The sequence below is a fragment of the Aliihoeflea sp. 40Bstr573 genome (genome assembly GCF_024105655.1).
In the GTDB taxonomy this organism is placed as follows: domain Bacteria; phylum Pseudomonadota; class Alphaproteobacteria; order Rhizobiales; family Rhizobiaceae; genus Aliihoeflea.
In genome coordinates this window covers 1-20147 of record NZ_JAAAMH010000032.1, presented here as the reverse complement: position 1 = coordinate 20147, position 20147 = coordinate 1, and the positions used below count along the sequence as shown (strand labels likewise).

The 20147-nt window shown below is 62.7% G+C and carries 20 protein-coding genes; 7 read left to right on the top strand and 13 right to left on the bottom strand.

The window, feature by feature from the left end; translation table 11 throughout:
- Positions 1–89 precede the first annotated feature (89 nt).
- Positions 90–314, bottom strand: a complete 225-nt coding sequence (locus GTK01_RS19890) for a DUF4158 domain-containing protein (RefSeq protein WP_252929403.1) — start codon at positions 312–314, stop codon at positions 90–92.
- 166 nt (positions 315–480) lie between these two features.
- Here GTK01_RS19890 and GTK01_RS19885 point away from each other — a divergent pair, with 166 nt between their 5' ends.
- Positions 481–831: a helix-turn-helix transcriptional regulator gene (locus GTK01_RS19885; RefSeq protein ID WP_088636088.1), complete on the top strand. Its 351-nt coding sequence runs from the start codon at positions 481–483 to the stop codon at positions 829–831.
- Between the two features lie 4 nt (positions 832–835).
- On the opposite strand, the gene GTK01_RS19880 is transcribed toward GTK01_RS19885, so the two are convergent.
- Entirely contained in the window at positions 836–1771 is a 936-nt protein-coding gene (locus tag GTK01_RS19880; protein WP_088636073.1) for a cation diffusion facilitator family transporter, read from the bottom strand.
- 75 nt (positions 1772–1846) lie between these two features.
- Here GTK01_RS19880 and GTK01_RS19875 point away from each other — a divergent pair, with 75 nt between their 5' ends.
- On the top strand, positions 1847–2302 hold the full coding sequence (locus GTK01_RS19875; protein WP_088636087.1) for a helix-turn-helix domain-containing protein: 456 nt from the start codon (positions 1847–1849) through the stop codon (positions 2300–2302).
- 242 nt (positions 2303–2544) lie between these two features.
- Here the strand turns inward: GTK01_RS19875 and GTK01_RS19870 are convergent, their stop codons facing one another.
- From GTK01_RS19870 to mobQ, 4 genes are all read right to left on the bottom strand, one after another.
- Positions 2545–5682 (bottom strand): efflux RND transporter permease subunit, encoded by a 3138-nt coding sequence (locus GTK01_RS19870; protein ID WP_252929399.1) that lies wholly within the window; start codon positions 5680–5682, stop codon positions 2545–2547.
- Between the two features lie 11 nt (positions 5683–5693).
- A complete protein-coding gene (locus GTK01_RS19865) occupies positions 5694–7115 on the bottom strand; it encodes an efflux RND transporter periplasmic adaptor subunit (RefSeq protein ID WP_252929397.1) in 1422 nt (473 codons plus the stop codon).
- A 193-nt stretch (positions 7116–7308) separates the two neighbouring features.
- A complete protein-coding gene (locus tag GTK01_RS19860; RefSeq protein ID WP_252929395.1) occupies positions 7309–7668 on the bottom strand; it encodes a hypothetical protein in 360 nt (119 codons plus the stop codon).
- A 174-nt stretch (positions 7669–7842) separates the two neighbouring features.
- Positions 7843–9105: a MobQ family relaxase gene (gene mobQ, locus GTK01_RS19855; protein ID WP_252929393.1), complete on the bottom strand. Its 1263-nt coding sequence runs from the start codon at positions 9103–9105 to the stop codon at positions 7843–7845.
- Positions 9106–9140: 35 nt separating this feature from the next.
- Here mobQ and GTK01_RS19850 point away from each other — a divergent pair, with 35 nt between their 5' ends.
- A complete protein-coding gene (locus GTK01_RS19850; protein WP_252929391.1) occupies positions 9141–9668 on the top strand; it encodes a hypothetical protein in 528 nt (175 codons plus the stop codon).
- A gap of 21 nt (positions 9669–9689) precedes the next feature.
- Here GTK01_RS19850 and GTK01_RS19845 read toward each other — a convergent pair whose 3' ends face one another.
- Both GTK01_RS19845 and traA read right to left on the bottom strand, forming a co-directional pair.
- Positions 9690–10439, bottom strand: a complete 750-nt coding sequence (locus GTK01_RS19845; RefSeq protein ID WP_061979514.1) for a DUF6118 family protein — start codon at positions 10437–10439, stop codon at positions 9690–9692.
- Positions 10440–10450: 11 nt separating this feature from the next.
- The gene (gene traA / locus GTK01_RS19840) at positions 10451–14095 is read right to left on the bottom strand and encodes a Ti-type conjugative transfer relaxase TraA (RefSeq protein WP_252929389.1); all 3645 of its coding nucleotides are present in this window, start codon (positions 14093–14095) and stop codon (positions 10451–10453) included.
- Between the two features lie 267 nt (positions 14096–14362).
- Between traA and GTK01_RS19835 the strand changes: the two genes are divergently transcribed.
- The 4 genes from GTK01_RS19835 to GTK01_RS19820 are packed head-to-tail and all read left to right on the top strand — an operon-like array spanning position 14363 to position 17520.
- Entirely contained in the window at positions 14363–15139 is a 777-nt protein-coding gene (locus GTK01_RS19835) for an NYN domain-containing protein (RefSeq protein WP_030092369.1), read from the top strand.
- Positions 15140–15152: 13 nt separating this feature from the next.
- Positions 15153–15458, top strand: a complete 306-nt coding sequence (locus GTK01_RS19830) for a hypothetical protein (protein ID WP_030092368.1) — start codon at positions 15153–15155, stop codon at positions 15456–15458.
- On the top strand, positions 15455–17119 hold the full coding sequence (locus GTK01_RS19825) for a type IV secretory system conjugative DNA transfer family protein (RefSeq protein WP_252929387.1): 1665 nt from the start codon (positions 15455–15457) through the stop codon (positions 17117–17119). The genes GTK01_RS19830 and GTK01_RS19825 overlap by 4 nt, the downstream gene beginning before the upstream one ends.
- An 11-nt stretch (positions 17120–17130) precedes the next feature.
- The gene (locus GTK01_RS19820) at positions 17131–17520 is read left to right on the top strand and encodes a hypothetical protein (protein WP_030092366.1); all 390 of its coding nucleotides are present in this window, start codon (positions 17131–17133) and stop codon (positions 17518–17520) included.
- Positions 17521–17746: 226 nt separating this feature from the next.
- Here the strand turns inward: GTK01_RS19820 and GTK01_RS19815 are convergent, their stop codons facing one another.
- The 5 genes from GTK01_RS19815 to GTK01_RS19795 form a co-directional block, all read right to left on the bottom strand.
- On the bottom strand, positions 17747–18064 hold the full coding sequence (locus GTK01_RS19815) for a DNA-binding transcriptional regulator (protein ID WP_024899700.1): 318 nt from the start codon (positions 18062–18064) through the stop codon (positions 17747–17749).
- Positions 18042–18431 (bottom strand): type II toxin-antitoxin system RelE/ParE family toxin, encoded by a 390-nt coding sequence (locus GTK01_RS19810; RefSeq protein WP_252929385.1) that lies wholly within the window; start codon positions 18429–18431, stop codon positions 18042–18044. The genes GTK01_RS19815 and GTK01_RS19810 overlap by 23 nt, the downstream gene beginning before the upstream one ends.
- Before the next feature lie 78 nt (positions 18432–18509).
- A complete protein-coding gene (locus GTK01_RS19805; protein WP_037506114.1) occupies positions 18510–18791 on the bottom strand; it encodes a ribbon-helix-helix domain-containing protein in 282 nt (93 codons plus the stop codon).
- A 72-nt stretch (positions 18792–18863) separates the two neighbouring features.
- Positions 18864–19487 carry an AAA family ATPase gene (locus tag GTK01_RS19800; protein ID WP_030092365.1) on the bottom strand — a complete coding sequence of 208 codons (624 nt, stop codon included), beginning with the start codon at positions 19485–19487 and terminating at the stop codon, positions 18864–18866.
- Between the two features lie 243 nt (positions 19488–19730).
- Positions 19731–20033 (bottom strand): hypothetical protein, encoded by a 303-nt coding sequence (locus GTK01_RS19795; protein WP_252929383.1) that lies wholly within the window; start codon positions 20031–20033, stop codon positions 19731–19733.
- Between the last annotated feature and the right edge of the window lie 114 nt (positions 20034–20147).

Sequence of the window (20147 nt, the reverse complement as noted above, 5' to 3'; positions counted from 1 at the left end):
CCGCCCGAACTGCTAGCCCACATATCCCCGCTGGGCTGGGCGCACATCCTGCTGACTGGCGAGTATCTGTGGCCCAAGAAGTAGAATGCTTAGGGTGTCATTTCGCCCTCAGCCGGAACCGACCCCAGATACGAAACCGACTCACCGGGAACCTCATCCGCCGTGGTGGCGAAATATCCGAAGGCTGCGAAGAACTTCAACTGCACCGCCAGTCCGAGCCTCGAACCGGCCGGCTTGGCGTTCACAAAGTCGATGTCGGCAAACGACAGGCTCCATTCCCTGGCCAACGACTCAGGCGAAACACGCAGGCCCATAAATCCGCTCCCTGTTCCAGGAGCAAATTGTCAGGCGAGGAAACCATGGTGGTCAATCCGTTCGCGCAACGTTCCACAACTTGGCCAAAATCCCAGCTTCGGGCCGATTAGGCCTTCAAGGTGGCGAGCGAAAGGGTTCACCGCTGACGTATCAGTGGACAATGATATGATGACGAACGACGCGCAAGGCGACCTTTTGGCAGCCGACGCTCTGGAACTGCGGGCAAAGCTCTTCCGGGGCCTCGGCGATCCCAGCCGTCTGGCGATCCTTGATGCGCTGGTATCAGGCGAACGCAACGTGCAGGAAATTGTCGGTCATACGGGATTGGGGCAACCCAACGTCTCGAACCATCTGCGCTGCCTGCTCGACTGCGGGCTGGTCAGCCGCCGCAGCGAAGGTCGATTTGTCCGGTATCGCCTGGCGGATGGACGGGTTGCCGATCTTCTCCGTGATGCGGATCGGCTCCTTGCCGCGACGGGGACCGGGATCGACGGCTGCGAGAGCTACACAGAGTAGACGGTCATCCGTGCCGCTCGTCGCCATGCCCCTGCCCGCCGAACTCGGACGGGTCGTCGCAGGCGTGGCGCGCGCATTCCAGCTCAAGCGTCGTGTGCTCGATATCGAACCGGTCAGCCAGTGCAGCTTTGATCCGTTCCTTCACGGCGTCTGCGTCGGACCAACGCCCCTCGGCTATGACGACATGCGCATCCAGTGCCGCGCGGTGTTCGTCCATCTGCCAGAAATGCGCGTGGTGAATGCCCATCACGCCGTCGATTCCACGCACGGTATCAAGAACCGCGTCTGTCTCGATCTCGGGCGGCGATCCAAGCATCAGGATACGGATCACAGGTCCAATTTCGCGGAACGATTGCCACAGGATATAGCCCGCGATCAGCACCGTCACGAGCGGGTCGATCAGCCGCCAGTCGTAGAGCAGGATCAGCGTGCCCGCGACGATCACGGCGACAGAGCCGAGCGCGTCGGCCACGTTGTGCAGGAAGGCCGCACGGATGTTCACGCTGGATTTGGACATGGCGTAGGTCAGCGCCGCCGTCACCGCGTCCACGATCAGCGCGATGCCTGCGATGATGACGATCAGCCAGCCCTCGACCGGCTGCGGATCGGCAAAGCGCATCGCGGCCTCGTAAAGCAGATAGAGGCCGATCACGATCAGCGTGGTGTAGTTGATTAGCGCGGCGACGACCTCGACCCGGCCATAGCCGAACGTCATCTCTGCATCCCTTGGTCGCCGCGCGATCTTTCGAGCGCCGAAAGCGATGATGAGCGAGATCGCGTCGGAAAAGTTGTGCAGCGCGTCCGCGATCAGAGCGAGCGAGCCGGAAACGATACCACCGACGATCTGCGCGACCGTCAGGCCCATATTGACCGCGATGGCGGCGAAGACGCGGCGGTCGCCAGCCTCGAGATCGACGTGATGATGGTGGCCGTGACCCATGACGGCGGCTCCTTTCGATTCGTATCGTTTCAGGATAGATACGATCTACAGCGACTATAGGTTCAAGGGGCAATGATGAAAGAATACTCCATCGGGCATATGTCGCGCCGGACGGGCGTGAAGGTGACAACGATCCGCTACTACGAAAGCCGGGGCCTGATACCGTCACCGGCGCGGACAACAGGTGGGCAGAGGCGCTACGATGAAGCGGCGCTCGAACGGCTGGCCTTCCTGCGCCACGCACGGGAACTGGGCTTCGGTCTCGATGATATCGCCGATCTGATGGCCTTGGCAGAAGCCCCGTCAGAGGATTGCGCACCTGCCCATGAGATCGCACGCAAGCAGCTCGCGGCGGTGGACCGGCGCATGATCATTCTCGCGCAGCTTCGGGAAGAGCTGGTTCGGATGGCTGACGCGGATGATCCCGGCCATGCGGGGAAGTGTCGCGTCATCGAGGTTCTGGGGGATCACCGGCTCTGTATTGGTGCGCACGAAGCGTCGGGTGCCGCCCCAAGTTTTTCCGCTCCCTAAACCGTTATTTTATTTTGATAAATGACAAAACTAAACCGTTTTTGGCACCGGCGATAACCACCATTTTGGATGACTTCCAATGCCCTTACAGCGGAAATCAGGGCGGGTCTCATGACAGTGCACGCCACGATGAAACCGCTGGAGATGTCTGCGGGGTCGCGCCCGAAAACGTCGCCATGTTCATCGAACTCTCCCCCTCTGCCAATTCTGCACCCAAGCAGGCCTGAAGCGCGTTCGTTCCATCAGGTAAGGGCTCCCGAGGCTGACTTCGCATGCTGCCCATGAGCCGTTTCGACAAGCGAATGATGCCCTCCTTGTCGGGGTGCGAACCAGCGGTGCAGGGCGGGCATTACGAGCAGCGTCAGCACGGTTGATGAAACCAGCCCCCCGGTCACCACCGTGGCGAGCGGGCGCTGCACCTCGGCACCGACGCCGGTGGCGAAGAGCAATGGTGCCAGCCCCAGCGCCGTCGTCATGGCGGTCATCAGGACCGGGCGCGCGCGCAGCCCTGCGGCTTCGATGGCCAAAGCGTCCAGATCGCGCCCGGCACGCGCGAAGTCATCCATGAAACTGACCAACACCATGCCGTTGCCCAATGCGATGCCGAACAACGCGATAAACCCGACCGTGGCGGGAACCGACACCGGCAATCCTGCAAACCAGAGCGCCAGCGCGCCGCCGGTCAGCGCCAGGGGGATGTTCAACAAGATGAGGATCGCTGATTTCAGCCTTCCGAAAGTCACCAGAAGGATCAGCAGGACGATGCCCAGCGTGATCGGAATGACCACGGCAAAGCGGGCGTTCGCCTGTTGCTGAAGCTCGAACTGACCGCCCCAGACCAGACGATACCCGGGCGGCAGCTCCAGTTGAGCGTCAGTCAACTTCTGCGCTTCGGCAACGAAAGATCCGATATCGCGGCCGCGCACGTTGGACTGGACCGTGATAAAGCGTTCGCCATCCTCGCGTGTGATCTGGCGCGGACCGATTACTGTTCCGATATTGGCAACCGTCTCCAGCGGCACCCGCGCTCCGGAGGGCGATTCCAGCACGATACGGCTGATCGCCTCGGGTGTGTCGCGGCTATCTTCGTCAAAACGAACCATGATCGGAAACTGTCGCACACCCTCGAACAGGGATCCGGCCTCGGCACCGCCTACGGCTGCACGCAGCGCATCCAGCGCATCCTCGACATCAAGCCCGTAGCGGCCAAGGGCTGACCGGTCCACAGTCACCACAAGCTGCGGGGCACCGGTAATTTGGTCGGCCTGCACCTCGGCTGCTCCTTCGACCTGTTGCAGCAGCGATTGCAGCACCTGTGATCGCTGCAACAGGATTTCGGAATCCGGTCCGAAAATCTTGACGGCCAGTTCGGCACGCGTGCCGGTCAGCAATTCGTCGACGGACATCGCGATGGGTTGGCCGATATTCACCACAATCCCCGGATAGGATTCCAGGTCTTCCGAAATCGCGGTGCGCAGTCCTTCCGCAGACAGTCCAGGGCGCCACTGCTCGACCGGATTCAACTCGACAAAGGCTTCCGCGCTATTGGTCGGGTCGGCATGTGCGCCGACTTCTCCCCGCCCGATACGGGTCACAATGGACTTGATTTCAGGGAAGTTCTTCAGCAGTCGCTTTTCTACCCGCGTTGTGGTTGCCATCGCTTCGGTGAGCGAAATCGAGGGTGCCATGGTCAGCCGCATCAGAATGTCGCCTTCCTCGAGCGATGGCGTAAATTCGGAGCCAAGCCGCGATCCCGCGAAACCGCCTGCAGCCAACAGCACACCACACAGGACGATCGCGAAAAAACGGTTGCGGACAAAGAACCCTGCTGTGCCGCTGATCATGGATGCAACACGTCCGGGCTGGTCCGGAGCTTTCTTGGTGGATCGGCGCATCACGAAAAAGGCCATTGAAGGCGCAATCAGGGCTGCATAGAAAAGCGATCCTGTCATGGCGAGTGCTGCCGCAGCGGCCAGGGGTCGGAATGTCTTGCCTTCGACGCCCTGCAAGGAAAAAAGTGGCAGGAAGACAACGATAACCACGGCAACCGCTGCGACCAGGGGCGCGATCACCTCAGCAGTAGAGCGGGCAACCAGCCAGCGCGGATCTTCCGACCCGTCGTCCTCCTGAAAGCCGCGGTCCACATTTTCGGAGATGACAATGGCACCGTCCACCATCATCCCGATGGCGATAGCGACGCCACCCAAAGACATCAGATTGGCGCTGATGCCGAGCATGTGCATGGCGATAAAGGCAAACCCTACCGAGAACGGTATCGACAGCACGACAACCAGGCTTGGACGCCATCCTCCGAGAAAGACGAATACCACCAACCCCACAAGCAATGCGCCCTGCCACAATGCCGTGGTCACAGTTGCGGCCGCCTTGTTTACCAGTGTCCCCTGATCGTAGTAGGGGACTGCCTGCACGCCCTCCGGCAGGCTGGCGTTGATTTCCTGAAAGCGCTGCTGCACCCGTGCGATCACATCGGATGTATTGGTGCCATAGAGCTTCAAAACCAGACCCGCAACGACCTCCCCCTCGCCGTTTGCGGTTGCAAGTCCCTGACGGACACCCCCGCCCACGGTGATATGGCCAAGGTCGCGCACACGCACGGTGCGTCCGTGTTCAACGGTAACGACAATCTCAGCGAGGTCTTCGATCGTTCGGGCAAGCCCGACCCCGCGTACCGTGTATTGTTCGGACCCTATTTCGAGAAATTGCGCGCCTTCTGTCTTGTTTCCACGCCCCAGCGCGCTGATCACATCGGCAATCTGGATATCATAGGCGAGCAACGCATCGGGATCGAGCCTGACCTGATACTGTTTTTCGTAGCCGCCGAGGGACAATACTTCCGTGACACCCGGAACGGTTTGCAACTGGTATTTGATGATCCAGTCCTGGATTTCACGCATCTCGACAAGGTCGCGTTCGCCGGTTTGGTCTTCCAGACGGAAATACAGGATAATGCCAAGCCCGGTCGATATCGGCCCCATTTGCGGGTCGCCAAATCCCTCGGGGATGTTGCCACGCGCCTCGGCAAGCCGCTCACCCACCACCTGGCGGGCGAAATAGACATCCGTGCCGTCCTCGAAATAGATGTTTACCACCGACAGTCCAAAATTCGAGACCGAGCGCATGTTCTTGAGTTTCGGCAGACCCGACATTGCCGTTTCGATGGGGTAGGTCACATAGCGTTCAACCTCTTCCGGTGCGAGCCCCTCGGTTTCGGTGAAGACCTGGACCAGCGATGGCGTCACATCCGGAAAGGCATCGACAGGCAAGGCGCGAAACGCAAAAAGCCCGCCAATCGTCATCGCAAAAGCCGCGATGGCGGCCAAAAGCCATCCGCCGGCGATGCGGTGCATAAAATCGGTCATGATCAGCTATCCTAATGTCCGTGTCCGTCGCCAAAAGCGTCTTTTTCAAGCTGGGCTTTGAGTGTGAAGGCACCGTCAGAGACAAACAGGTCGCCTTCCTCCAGCCCGGTGCGGATTTCGATATAGCCGCCAGCCGTTGTGCCGATCATGACGGGGCGCGGTGCGAAACCGCCGTCCACCGGGACAAAGACGGACGAGCGCCCCTCTACCAGTTGCACGGCGGATTGCGGGACGCGCAGCACTTCCCTGGCATTGCCAACGCTGAGATCTGCGATCACGAACTGCCCGGGGGTCAGGGCCTTGTCCCTGTTATCCACGATCACACGCGCCGTCGCCGTGCGGGAAGCCTCATCAATGACCGGCAATACAAATGCCACCGTAGATTGTGTGATGATATCGTCATCGTCCGATTTCAGGGCAACCGGCGCTCCGATGCGGACGCGGCTGATGTCCTGTTTGTACACCGCGATATCAACCCAAAGCACACTGTCATCGACAATCGTGAACAGTGCCTCGGCGCTGGAATCGCCGGCTGTCACGGTTCCCCCCAGCGTGACCGCGCGTCGTATCACCGTTCCGGAGAGCGGTGCAGTCAGATAGGCATTCGCATTGTTGCCATCTTCGGCCGTGGCAATCTTCTCGAGTGCCGCGTGATCGATGCCGACCGCATGCAGCTCCGTTTCTGCCGCTTCGCTCTCGGCTTTTGCCGCTTCATGCTCGGCACGGGCTGCCTGGACCGTCGCCTCGGAAGTTATTTTTTTGGACCACAGGCCCTCCGCACGTTCCAATGCCTGCGCCGCCAGTGATTTCCTTGTTTCCGCAGTGACCCATTGAGCCTTCAGCGTGGCCAGATCGCGGCTGGAAATCAATGCGAGTCTGTCTCCATACTCGACTGTATCACCTTCACCCGCAAAGATGCGATCAATAACACCGCTCACCCTTGGCGATACATTGGCCATCCGGTCTGCATCAAAGCGAACTTCTGCCGGCAGGCTGAGAGACTCGCCCAAGGCGTCCAGTTCAGCTTGCTCAAGCACGATCCCGGCCTCCTGCGCGACCTCACCTGTCAATTTGACAATATCGCTACCGCCTTCATCTGAATGATCGTCGTCACCGTGAGCATCGGCACTTTCACCGGCATGATCGTCATCACCGTGGGCGTCGGCTCTTTCACCGGCATGATCGTCATCACCGTGGGCGTCGGCTCTTTCATCTGCGTGGCCGTCATCACTGTGGGCATCCGCACTTTCGTCTGCGTGATCGTCGGTACCATGGGCATCTGCACTTTCACCGGCATGATCGGCATCATCATGCGGCTCCGCCGCAGCCGCGCCACTGATCACCAGTGGTTTTTCCGCACGGCTTGTCATGGTCGTGGCCAAGGCCAATGCGACTATCGCCAGCGAAACCAGGAACATCGTTTTCAGTCTCATAATTGCACTCCAGGACGGGAAGGATTCCAAAACCCATTCAGGTCACCTGATGAAATTTTGCTCCCGGATTTTATCCGTTGAAACGGCCTCGAACGAAGTTCGCTATTTCAACGGTCGGCCATATTGTCAAATAATCCTACAAAGTCCTGTGCCATGACAGGATTTGCGACATCTCGATCACAGAAAGGTTAAATCACCCTCGCGGAGGACGGTAATAACCCTGGACAGAGGCAAGGATCACAGGGACGTCACCCCACTGTCGAGAACTGTCGACCAACGACCGGTCGCAGGTCAACTTTGCCTCTTTCAATACGATGACATGGATATGGCAATCACCGGGACCATGGGCCGCGTCATCGCTTTCGCGCGCCCCTTGCTCCTGAGCAGCCTGATCACGATCAGCGTGATCGGTGGCTAGAACAGTGTTTTCAAAGATTGTTTCACCCACGCCTGCCTGATGGGTATCAGCTTTTGCGATACCGAAAATCAGATTCGCCGATAGCAATACGGCGAGTCCGATTTTTACAAAACAAATGGCGGGGTATGTCTGCATGTGGACGTGATATGGAACTTATCGCCGATGATCCAGAGGATTCCTTGCGGCCGCATCATCTCGTTAGCTTTCCCATCGCTCTTTGGCCAAGGCGAAAAAGATGAACCTCATCTCTCCCAGCGTCCCGGAGGCGTCGAAACACACCGCCTCGATCCTGTCGAAGATGGCGGCAGGTCAGTGACTGAGGCCCGGGTCACGGTCGATTTCTCGATCAATCTCGCGTTCGTTCTCGATCTCCCGATCCCTCTCCGGTTCATCCTCGATCTCCAGCCTCTCACGCGGTTTATTTAACACATCGTCCAGCCGCTCACGGATCGACGGCTTCTCGCCCTCCTCCGCACCTGCATCCCGCCCGGCCCCTTGATCCTTGTCCAGCGCTTCCCGCAACCGCTCCTGCACAGAACGCTTCGGTTCTTCGTCACTCTGCCCACCGCGTTCCGGTTCTTCCCGACCTGGACCGTCCCGCCCAGTGATCCGCGCCAATCGCTCCCGGATATCGTTCGATGCGCGCGGCCCGCGTTCTTTCGATGTCGCTGCCCGGAGTGCCGCCAAACCGGCGGACACACGCCCCTGCCCCTCCTCGCGGGCCGTGCCATAGGTCTCCCGCGCCAACTCCAGTCGCTCGCGCATCTCGCGGAACGCGGCACGGGCCTGGCGGGCCGCATGGACCACGGCCCCGCGCTCCGTGACGGGCACGTATTCCCGGCCCTCGCGCTCGGCCATCGCCTTCGCCCGTCGCTCCATCGAATTCGCCGCTGGCCCCAGCTTCAGCTCCGGGTCGCGGTCCAACGCCTCGGCGGACAGGGTGTCGCCACGTTCCTGGGCCGCCTCGCGCTGCTTCTCCAAGGACCGGTGATCAACCCGCTCGGCCTCTCCGACGCGCTCCAATGCGCGGTTCTGCAGCTCGGCCCAGACACCGCGCATCTGCTCGATCTCGACGCCGCCGGTCTTCGCGGAATCGAGCACCCGCGTCTTGACCGTGAACCCCTCGGCTTCCAGCTTGCGGGTGGAGGTCAGAACATGGGCGTGATGGTTGCGCTGATCGCCCTCGCGGTGCGGGGCGTGGATCGCCACATCGACGGCCACGCCGTAGCGGCTGACCAGCTCCTCGGCAAACTGGCGGGTGATGTGCGAGCGATCCTCGGCGCTGATCTCGGACGGCAGGGCCAGCTCCCATTCGCGGGCGGTGACGGAGTTGCGGCGGGTCTCGCTGGCCTCGGCTTCGTTCCAGAGCCTGGACCGATCCGTGGCCCATTCGGGCGCATCCTCGGGGGCGACGATGAACGTCTCCTCGATGCCCTGCTTGCGGGTGTAGTCGTGGATGCGACCTTCGCGCTGGCACTCGATGCGCTCGCCGACGCGGTAGGCCGCCGCCGCCGTCGCGGTGCGTCCGGCGCTGCGTTTGATCGTCTTCACGGAGAGGTGGTAGCTGGCCATCAGCGTGCCCCTCGACGGAGACGCAAACGCTGCCGATGCGAGACGCCGGGCATACCCATGCCGACCGGCTCTTGGCCCGTGACAAAAGCCGGGGCGTCAGCGCCTATCTGCGCCTTCCCTATCCCTCGCGGAACGGCGGCCTTGAACTGGCATTTATGGAAACCTGCGAGCGTGACGCCAGCGTTGAAGCCTTCTGCAAGATCAACGAGCAGAAACACACCTTCGCGCGCCTGCGATACATCAAGGAAGATGGGCTTCCGGCGTTCTATTCGCCGGATTTCTTCGTGAGAGCAGGCGGCGCGATTTATCTGGTGGAAACAAAGGCACAAGGCCAGCTCACCAGCCCGAACGTGCTGCGCAAGCGCAAGGCCGCCGTTTCATGGTGCGACCGGATCAACGCCCTTCCTCCGGAACAGCGTAGCGATTCCGAATGGCACTATGTCCTTCTCGGGGAAGACACCTTCTATGGCTGGCGGGACAAGGGCGGCTCGATCGCTGATCTTCTTGCCTATGCCCGGCTGCGCCCTGTCGAAGACAAAGGCCAAGCCAAGTTCGCCTTCTGAACTTCACGCCGGGGCAGCAATCTATTGCCCCGGCGCTTTCACGGTGATGGTGCAACGCTGATCCTCGCCGGCCGTGCGCGCGGCCTCCCAACAAGCCGCTACCGCCTCCCTGTTCGCCTCAACAAGCTGATCGGCCGACGCCACCCGCTGCCATGCTTCCGGGCTGCCGAACGCCATGAGGCTCATGCCGGCCTGCCACGGCCTTTCGCCCATGACGACGCTGGCGACACGCGGCGCGGCCGAGAACGGCAACAGGCGCGGAAGGAACAGCATCACCAGCGCGCCGGCGAGCAGGCCGACAGCGAAGGCGACGACAAGCCACCAATTTTGCCGATCGCGCTCCCGCGCGCTGGCGACGTGCGCCGAAAGATTGCGGCCGGCGCGCTCGAGGTCGGACGCCTGCCGCTCGAGCTGCTGCGCAGCGGTGCGTATAAGGGCCTCGCCGCTGCGCTCGAGGACCGCCGCATAGTGCTGCGCGCCCTGCCGGAGAATGGGTGACTGCTCTACGCCGTGCATCCGCTCCGCAGCATTGTCGAGCGCCTGCACGAGCTGGGCGAGCTGGGGCTTGTAGTCCTGCGCCGGCTCGATCTTTTCGAGCTGGTCGAAAGCCGCTTCCAGCCCGCGCCGCATCACGGTCATTTCCGCGCCGATCTGCGCGCCCTGCGTCTCGATCGTGCGCCGTAGCGCGTCGAACGCGGCGGCCGGGTCGCCGGCGTCCTCGTCCAGTGCTTCCGGCTCGATTCCTTCCCTGTCGTCGTCCAGCTCCGCCATATTCTCCGTGCCTATCTTCCCAAACCGATGCCCCGGCTAAGTTGCCGGCTGCGTGTCATTTCCTCTTGCAGCTCATGGGCGATGCTCTGCCCCCGGCGCTGCTGCTGCCCGATTCCGAGTTCCTGCCGGCGATTGCGCAGGATGGAATCTACCTGCGGGTCACGCTCAAGGCTCTTGGTCATGCCGTTCATCTGGCTTTCGACCTTGCCGCGCGCCTCGTCGTGCTGCCAGCCACGAAGCTCCCGGCGCTGGCCCTGTAGCTCCTGCCAGCGTTCAACGAACCGCTCGGCCCTGATATTCGGGTCTTGCAGCGCGGCGTTTTCGCGCTTCATCCCGTCGATAACCTGCGCGACACGCTCCCGGCCGGAAAGCTCGGTCATAGCGCGCGCCGACGCCGGGTCGTTTTGCAGCGTCGAGCGCATCAAATCTTTCATGCCGTCGCGCACCTGGTCGAGTTGCTGGCCGGCATCGCGCATTTCCTGCCGCTGCATGTCGAGAACCGGCAGGCCCTCGCGCCGGTGCTGGTCGATCGACTGATAGGCCCGCGAATAGCGGTCAACGGCCACCTCAAGCGGCGACTGCCCCCGCGCCCGCTCGGCCAGCCGGTCGGGCGCCGGCGCCGGCCGCAAGCTCCCTTCCCTTTCCGGCCGCTCGCCGCGCTCCTGTGCGGGGGCAGGGCGCGCATTGAGATTGAGGCCGGCGAACATACCGCGCCGCTGCTTCTCGGCCTGCTGCGGCCGTTTCTGGTCGATCTGCGGGCCATCCTCGCCGGCACGGTCTGGCTCGCGGCTCTCGGCCGCCGCGCCACGCCCGAGTTTCAGGCCCTCGAACGGATTGCGGCGCTGCTGTCGATCGCCGGCGAGATCCTCGCGCGGATCTGCACGAAGATCCTGCGCGAGATCTTCGCGGACTTTTTGCGAGGATCTCGGCGCGCGGTCCTCGATGCGCTCCCGCTCGGCGGGGTGCCGCTCGGCCGTCGACTCCCGTTCCGCACGTAGCCCGGCGCGCTCGGCCGGAATCTCGATCTCGCTGCGGACGCCCATTTGCTCCGCGATCCCGCGCCGCTCGGCAAAGTCGCGGGTATAGTCGAGCGTCGTTTCCTTCACGCCCGACCGGGACAGGCGGCGTTCTAGCTGGCTATAGGCCAGCTCGCCGGCGTCCTGAACCTTCCATGTGTTCCGGTGCGTCTGCGTCCCATCGGGCAAGGTGACGGGGGTGGAACCCTCATGCTGTAGGCCGATCTTCTCCCCGATCTCCGGCGCGGCCTCCTTCATGGCGCGCTCAAGATCGACGCCCCATAGGGTGCGCTGCTCGCCCTTGTCGTTTTCCAGCGTCACGAAATAGCTGCCGGATTTCTGCGGGTCATGCTCGAACGGGGCGGCCCCATGCTCGACCAGCCGGCCGGCATTGGTGAACTCGTCCTGTGCCGCGTAGAGCTGCACCCCGTCACGATGCCGGGTCATGGCGACATAGGTTAGATGCCGGTCCATCGTCCCCGACGCCATCACATAGGACCGATCGACCGTCGCGCCCTGATTTTTGTGAATCGTCGTTGCATAGCCGTGGTCGATCGCCTGATAGTCGCCCATCGGCACGGAAACACTATCGCCACCCCGGCCGTCCAGCGTGGCGATGATGCGGCCCGGCTCGACATGCTCGACCGTGCCTAGCATCCCGTTTTTCACGCCAAGGTCGCGGTTGTTCTCCAAGAACACGATGCGGTCGCCCGGCGCGAACTCCCGCTTGCCGTCATTGGTCTGGAAGGTCAGCGCGCTGGCGTCCGAGCCCACGGCGGGCACGTTGCCCTGCGCCAGCTCGCCCCGGTCCTGTAGCTCGGCCCGGATCGCGTCATTGATGGCGCGAACATCGGCCCGGCGATGCGCCATAGCTACGCGGGTTCCCTCCGGCCGCTCGTCACGATCGGCAAGATAATCGCGCACGATCTCGCCCCGCGCGTCCTCGCCGGTTTCGGCAAAGCTGATATTGCCGCGATCCCGATAGGCCGCCAGCCCCTCGGCCGTCCGGTGCGTGGCGAAGTCAACGGAAGCCTCCCGCTGCCAGTCCACGCGCTGCCGGCGTATCTCGGAAAGCTCGGCATGGCCGATTTCTTCCGTGATCGCCCGGAACGGTGCGCCGGCCCCGATCGCCTGTAGCTGCTCATGGTCGCCTACAAGGACGATCTTCGCCCCGCGCGCCTCGGCCTCGTTGATGAACCCGGCGAGCTGGCGACTCCCGACCATGCCCGCCTCGTCGATCACGAACACGTCGCCGCGGCCGATCGTGCCGCGGTCGTTGTCCCAACCGCGGGACCATGACGCCAGCGTGCGGCTCTGGATGCCGGAACTTTCCTCCAAGCCCTCGGCCGCCTTCCCCGACAAGGCCGCACCGTGGACCTGATAGCCCTCGGCCTCCCATGCCTCGCGCGCCGCCGCGAGCATGGTGGACTTGCCAGCGCCGGCATAGCCGACAACGGCCGCGATCCGCTCCGGCCCGGTGATATGCTCGATCGCCCGGCGCTGCTCGTCGGACAACCGGGCGGAAGCATCGCCGGCGCTGCGCTGAATGGCGGCGTCCTGCCGCTCTATGGCCCGCTCGACATGCCGGCGATCGACGCCATGACCATGCGCGCCGTGCATCCGCTGCGCGCTCTCGATCATGCCGGATTCGATCTCGACCATTTCGCGGGTCGAATAGCGGGCAAGCTCGATCTCGCCCGTTGCCGGGTCGGCCCGCTCGGGCTGAAGCTCGACCAGCGCCGGCGAGGCCATCACCTTGGCGAACGCGCTCTGAAACTCCTGCGGATCGTCGTTGATGTAGCGATGCAGCGCCCGCGCAACGTCGTGCCGGTCGAACACGCTCTTTTCCCCGGTGATGAGGGTTAGAACCTGCTCGGGCTTCTCCCGGATCAACTCGGCATTGCGCCGGGCCGCTTCCTCGTCCAGCCGCGCCCGCGATACGTCGAGGCCGCGCCGCTCCATCTGCGTGGCATGGACGCCCATATGTTCGGTTGGCGCGATCTCTAGCCCGCGCTCCATATGCGAACGATGGTCGATGCGAATATCTAGCCCGGCCATCGCAAACCGCTCGTTGGCGATCCCCTCCCATCGCTGGCGAAGGTCGCGGAGCTGCATATCTGTCGTCGGCAGGTCGTGCGCCAACAGCCATTTGTTTTCGCGCTCAAGATAGGTCTTGTCGCCTAGCCCGTCCTCCGTCACCTGCCGCGTGGTCATAAGAATGTGGGCATGGTGATTGCGAACGTCGCTCGCCTCGTGCGGCGCATGAATGGCGAAGTCCACGGCCGCGCCGTAGCGGTCGGCCAGCTCCTGCGCCATCTCCCGCGCCGCCTCTAGCCGCTGCTCGGCCGATAGCTCATGCGGCAAGGCAATCTCGAACTCCCGCGCAACGCGGGCATCCTTGCGCTTCTCGGCAAACTCGGCGGCGTTCCACAAGTCCGACCGATCCCGCGCCCAATCGGCTGAAACGCCTTCGGGCAAGACGATCTCGGCATGTTCAACGCCCTGCTTGCGGCTGAAATCATGCGTGATCCCGTCGCGTTCGTTGGTCAGCTTCTCCCCGGCACGATAAGCCATTGAGGCGACGGCGCTACGGCCGCCCGCCCGCGAAACTGGCTTCATGCTCAAATGGTAGATCGCCAACCCGTTGCCTCGATCTAGTTTCCGCCTTTCCCGCCAGCCTCCAAGCTGGCGGCGCGCTGAGTTGCATAGCAACTCGTAAGTGCGCCCTTCTCTACTCAATCGCTACGCTCTTTCGTCGCTCGGTGTGGCGCTTGCGGCAAGGTCGATGCGATGAACTGAGGCCCTGATTGTGCTGAAAAGCTGCCAAAAATTCAAGGTAGCGCATAATCGTGTTTGGTGACGCTGCTTGCATCGGATAGACTTCGGCTCAAATGGGAGTGCAGACCGATGGCAATAGACAGCGCCGGAACACTTGCGTTGCTGATCGACGGCGATAATGCCACCCCGAAAATCATAACCGGGCTGCTGGCTGAGATCGCCAACTATGGCACCGCCAGCGTCAAGCGCATCTATGGCGATTGGACCAAGCCGAACCTCAACGGCTGGAAAGAGTGCCTGCTGGAACACTCGATTCAGCCGGTCCAGCAATTCGCCTATACGACCGGGAAGAACGCAACGGACGGCGCGATGATTATCGACGCGATGGACTTGCTCTATACCGGCCGCTTCTCCGGTTTCTGCATCGTCTCAAGTGATAGCGACTTTGCCCGCCTGGCCGCGCGCATCCGTGAGCAAGGCGTCATCGTCTATGGGTTCGGGGAGCGCAAGACGCCCCGCCCCTTCATCACCGCTTGCGACAAGTTCGTCTATTTCGACGTGCTCAACACGGCCGGGGAACAGAAGGAAGCGGAAGCCGTCACCGCGCCTAAAGCGGCCGCCGCCAAGCCTGCACCGGCGAAAGCGGCACTCGATCGCGCTGCCCTCGACATGCTGGCGAAAGCTGTCACCGCCTCGGCCGACGAAGACGGCCGCGCCAATCTGGCCCGCGTCGGCGCGCACCTGGCGAAACAATCGCCGGATTTCGACGCCCGTAACTATGGCTTTCCCCGCCTCTCCGATCTGGTCGAGGCGTCGGGCATTGTCGAGGTCGAGCGCATTGGCGAAAATCCGAAAATTATCATGGTTCGCCTCAAGGGCGGGCCAACCCCTCGCCCCGCTAGATAGAAGGAAACGACACATGGCGCGCAAGACGATCGAACAGCGGTTGGCCGAGCTGGATGCGCAGCGCGCCACGCTCAAGGCCCGGCTCGGCAAACAGGAGCGCGCCAACGATACCCGCCGCAAGGTGCTGCTCGGCGCGCTCGTTCTGCATCGCCTCGAAAGCGGCAAGGATGAGGAATTTTCCCGACGCCTCCGCGAATGGCTCAAGCGCGAGCTGCCCGACTTCCTGACGCGCCCTGGCGATAAGGAACTCTTTGCCGATCTGATCGCCAACGCGCCGGCCAGGGAGACAACAGACAGCGCCGGGGGGGCCGCCTCATGAATCAGGCGACGTTAGCCTGGGCCGCGTTCAAGAACATGATGCGGCAGGCTGCGCGTGATCCGCTATGGGCGTTCCTATCCCTGCTCGCCCTGCCCTTCCGCATCTGGAAACCGCTTCTCGGGCTTCTGTTCATCCTCATCATAACCCTGTTCGTGGCCGGCTTCGGCGGCCGGTTCTTCCTCGAACAAATGGGCTTCGGCCCCGGCTCGGTTCCCTTCATCGCGCTCGATCTCGTCACGCTGCTGGTGCTGGCCGCGATCACCTTCCGGCTCGTCACCAATCCGCTGATTATCCATTTCGGGGATATGGACGGCGAAACCCACGGCTCGGCCCGCTTCGCCACCGACAAGGAAACCGCCGCCCTTGCCCGCGCCGATTCCGGCCTGCTGATCGGCCGCGACGGCAAAACGGGAAAGCTCCTGCGCTATGACGGCCCGGCCCACCTGCTGACGATGGCCCCGACGCGCACCGGCAAAGGGGTGGGAACCATCATCCCTAACCTGCTCACGGCCGACCGCTCCGTGATCTGCATCGACCCCAAGGGCGAAAATGCCAAGATCGCCGGCCACGCCCGCCAGACCTTCGGCCCGGTCCACGTCCTCGACCCCTTCGGCGTCACCGGCCAGCCCTCGGCCGCCTTCAATCCTCTCGACCAGCTCGACCCGGCCGGCCTCGATGTCGCGGAAGATGCAAGCACCTTGGCCGACGCCCTCGTGTTCGATGAACCGGGCATGGCCGGCGAGGCGCATTGGAACGAGGAAGCCAAGGCGCTCATTGCCGGCCTGATCCTCCATATTGCCGCCAGCGAGCCGCGCGACAGGCGAAACCTCGCTACCCTGCGCGAAGCTCTCACCCTCGCCCCTGAAGCCTTCGCGGCGCTCCTGAAGGACATGCAGGCGTCAACGGCCGCCGGCGGCCTGATCGCCCGCGCCGCAAACCGCCACCTCGGCAAATCCGACCGGGAAGCGGCCGGCGTCCTCTCGGCCGCGCAGCGCCATACCCATTTCCTCGACAGCCCCCGCATGGTCGCGGTCCTCGGCCGATCCGATTTCCGCTTTGCCAATCTCAAGCGCCGCAACGCCTCGGTGTTCCTCGTCCTGCCGCCCGATCGCCTCGCCACCTATTCCCGCTGGCTGCGTCTGCTCGTCGCGCAAAGCCGGACCGACATGGCGCGCGACCCCGCCAAGCCGGCCGTGCCGGTCCTCTACCTGCTGGATGAGTTCGCCGCCCTCGGCCACCTCGCCCCCGTCGAGCGCGCAATGGGCCTCATGGCCGGCTATGGCGTCCAGCTCTGGCCGATCCTGCAAGACGTTCACCAGCTCCGCGCCACCTACGGGCAACGCGCCGGAACCTTCCTGTCAAACGCCGGCGTCCTACAGGTGTTCGGTGTCAACGATCACGACAGCGCCCGCCTCGTCTCCGATCTGCTCGGGCAGGAAACCGTGGTGTTCCAGACCATGAGCCGGGCGCTCGATTCCGAAAAATCCGGCCTCTCCTATGGCGAGCAACACACGGCCCGGCCGCTGCTGACCCCCGATGAGGTCCGCAACCTGCCGCAGCATGTCGAATTGCTGTTCCTCGCCGGGCAACGGCCGATCGTCGCCGGCAAGCTCGCCTATTACGCCGATGCAGAATTCCGGGGGCTGTTCGACCAAGCATAAAGGATGAAACCATGACCGACACCGATGCGCCCGAATGGCCCGATCCCGCCGACAAGGCCCATGCCGTTGAACAGGCCAAGCAGCTCCGTGACCAGGCCGCCAAGGGCGGCTTGCGGTTTGAAGCCTATCTGCCGCCGTCGCTGGCCCTGTGGCTGCTCGATCTGATCGAACAGGACACGTTCCTTGATCCGTCCGAAGCCGTGTTCGTGATCCTGGGCGAGCATAAGGAGCTGGCACCCCATGCCGATCTGCGCCGGGAACTACTCAAGCGCCGCATACAGGTGGCGGCCGATGATTCCCGACCGGGTATTTCGATGGAAGAAATGAAAGCCCTACTGCGCGAAAAGCGCGAAGCCCCCCTGCCCGAGCCGGCCAGATGGGAAAAGCGGTCCCGGCGCTGACGCACCGGGGCTTCTCTCTTGCGGCCCTCCGGTCACTTCGGCGCTATGTGGGAGCGCGTTCCCTCCGGGCCGGGGCCGGCTGCTCGCCGGCATCGCTCAACCAGGCCACACCCGCGACGCTAGCCCCCGGCCGTCCCGCTCTCATCATCTAGGGCCGTAGGGACGGCCGGGGGCGGGATGCAGGCAGACAACTTGCCAAATTGCTTGTTTGCCAACTTGCCAGCAATCAGGCAATCGCCTCAAGGCCCCTTTTCTGAATAACGGTCAGCAGCCGCAGCGCCGGGCCGCCGGGCTTCTTCACCCCACGTTCCCAATCTGACACCAGCCCCTTACTCACGTTGAGATAGCGGGCAAAGACAGGCTGCGAGATACGCTCACGCTCACGAATAGAACGGATTTCCTCGGGGGTCAGCGGCTCAACGGTTGTCAGACACCCCTCGTCAAATTCGCGCATCGTCTGCTTGTCGATCGCGCCGGACTCATAGAAGCCTTCCATCATCTCATGGACGGCCGCCAGAGCTTCACTCTTGTAAGTCTTGCTCATCGCAATTCACCTCGAACATTCGACCCGCAGCAACTTCCGCGTCCATCTGCGCATCTGCAACCCCCAAGACCAGCTTTGCGGCCTTCTTCAAGTAGGCTTCTTCCGCATCATCAAGGTTCGCCATATCGCTCTTGGCAAACCCGAACGCGAAAACCGCCCTCGTCTCCGCGCGGAAGAAAACCAGCGTTCGGAAGCCGCCAGACTTTCCAGCGCCGGGCCGCGCTACTCGTTGCTTGATAAGGCCGGCCCCTAGATCGGCGTCGATCTGGCCGCGCTCAGCCCGCTCTACAGCCTCACAAAGCATCGCGTCAGAGATTTTCTCCTTTCGGGCAAACTTGTGAAACCGGCTGTTTTTGAAAACCCTCACGCGACTTCCTCGCCCCTGAATGTATGACACATAGCGTTACACTTCAAGGCCCTTACCGCATCGCCGCTTTGCTGGCAATCAAGCACTATGTTTTGCCAGCAAGTCAGCAAGCGCCTCGCGCATGAGGTCTTCAATGGAGCGGTCGGTGTCGGCTGACAGCCGCTTAACCCGGCGATGTTCCTCCGGCTCGACCACGACTGTCACCCGCTTCATTCCGGCCCGCGTGGCGGCATGGTAACGCTTACCCTCGGCACGATCCGGGGTCGGCGCGGGGGCGGATTCCGCGATAGGCGCAACAGGCGGCGTGGTCTGCGCGCCCACGGCCTTCATGCTCGCGGCTAAACTCGGTCTTTTCGACATGGTTTTATCCCATCAAACTGCCAGTTTGCCAGCAATACCATTATGCCTTATTGCTGGCAATACAGCTTGCCGTCAAATCAGCAATTGGCCTCTAAGCCAGGTCAGCAATTCGGACACTTCCTCGCTGGCTTTGCCGGCCGGCTCATACTCCGGAGCGGTTTTGCCGGCCGTGAGCGCATGTCCGAAAGCCGCCCGCTGCTGGAAGGCGACGGGGGCAACCTCCAAGCCGTGAACCTGAACGGCTTCCCGCGCATCGGCCAGAAGCTGCGTGGCACGCGGCGGCACGGCGTTCAAAACGACAAAGGCCGGCTTTTGGGCGAGTTTCACCAGCTCGGCCGTGCTTCCGATCGCGCGAAGATCGAGGATTCCGGCTCGGCACGGGATCAACACCATGTCGGACGATCGCGTTGCCGCCATTGCGGCCGCTTCCGAGTGCGGCGCGGTGTCGATCACGACCAGCTCGGCCCCGCCATCGGTCGCGGCCTGCAAGCCTTGCGGCAAACGAGTGTGAGGAAGCGCGACGACAACCGGGGCCTCACCTTGTCGGCTATCGCCCCATCCGGCGGCGCTTGCCTGGGGGTCAAGGTCGATGATAGCGGCGGGAAGCCCGGCCGCCTCGGCGGCCGTAGCAAGGTGCAAGGCGAGGGTGGTTTTTCCAGCCCCGCCTTTTTGGCTGACTATGGCGATTGTTTTCATATTGCTGGCATAGCAGCAAACCGCATTGACGGCAAGAATTTTTGCTTAAATGCCTTATTGCTGGCAATACAGCAAATATTAAGCCCCGCCCTTGCCCCTCGCTCCCTCTCGAAAGCCCGTAGGACGGTTGCCGCCGGCGCGAACGTGGCGGTTTTGCTGTGAGGGTGCCGCCTCCCGATCCGCCTTATACGCGGATCGGAACCGCCGCAGGGCTGCGCAAGCAGCCCGAACAGCGGCGACCGCTTATGTTTGCCCTCTTAGATAAAGATCAGATGGAGATTCAGTCTGGTTATCGGACTCACGTTTCATCACACTCTTTGCCAGCATCACGAGGGCCTTACCGAGCGGGCTATCGCCGGTGTCGAGCTGCGTCCGCTCATCGAGGGGCAGGGTGGTCTTGTAGGCGTCGATTGCCTCGCTCCATGCCTGCTGATCCTGTCCATGATCAGCAGGCGGGGGCGGGGCCTTGCCGAACCTGCCGAGAAACTGACGGGCCTTTTCCGGCAAGGACAGGCGATAGGCGTTGCTCGTCTGGGGTCGGAACAAGAACTGTTCCCAGCGACACGCTAAGGTCGAACGGAGCATGAACGTCATGCGGCGTGGCGTAACCGAGCCGGAAGTCTGAGCGACCGGAAGCCTTCAGGCATCTGATGTTCTGCA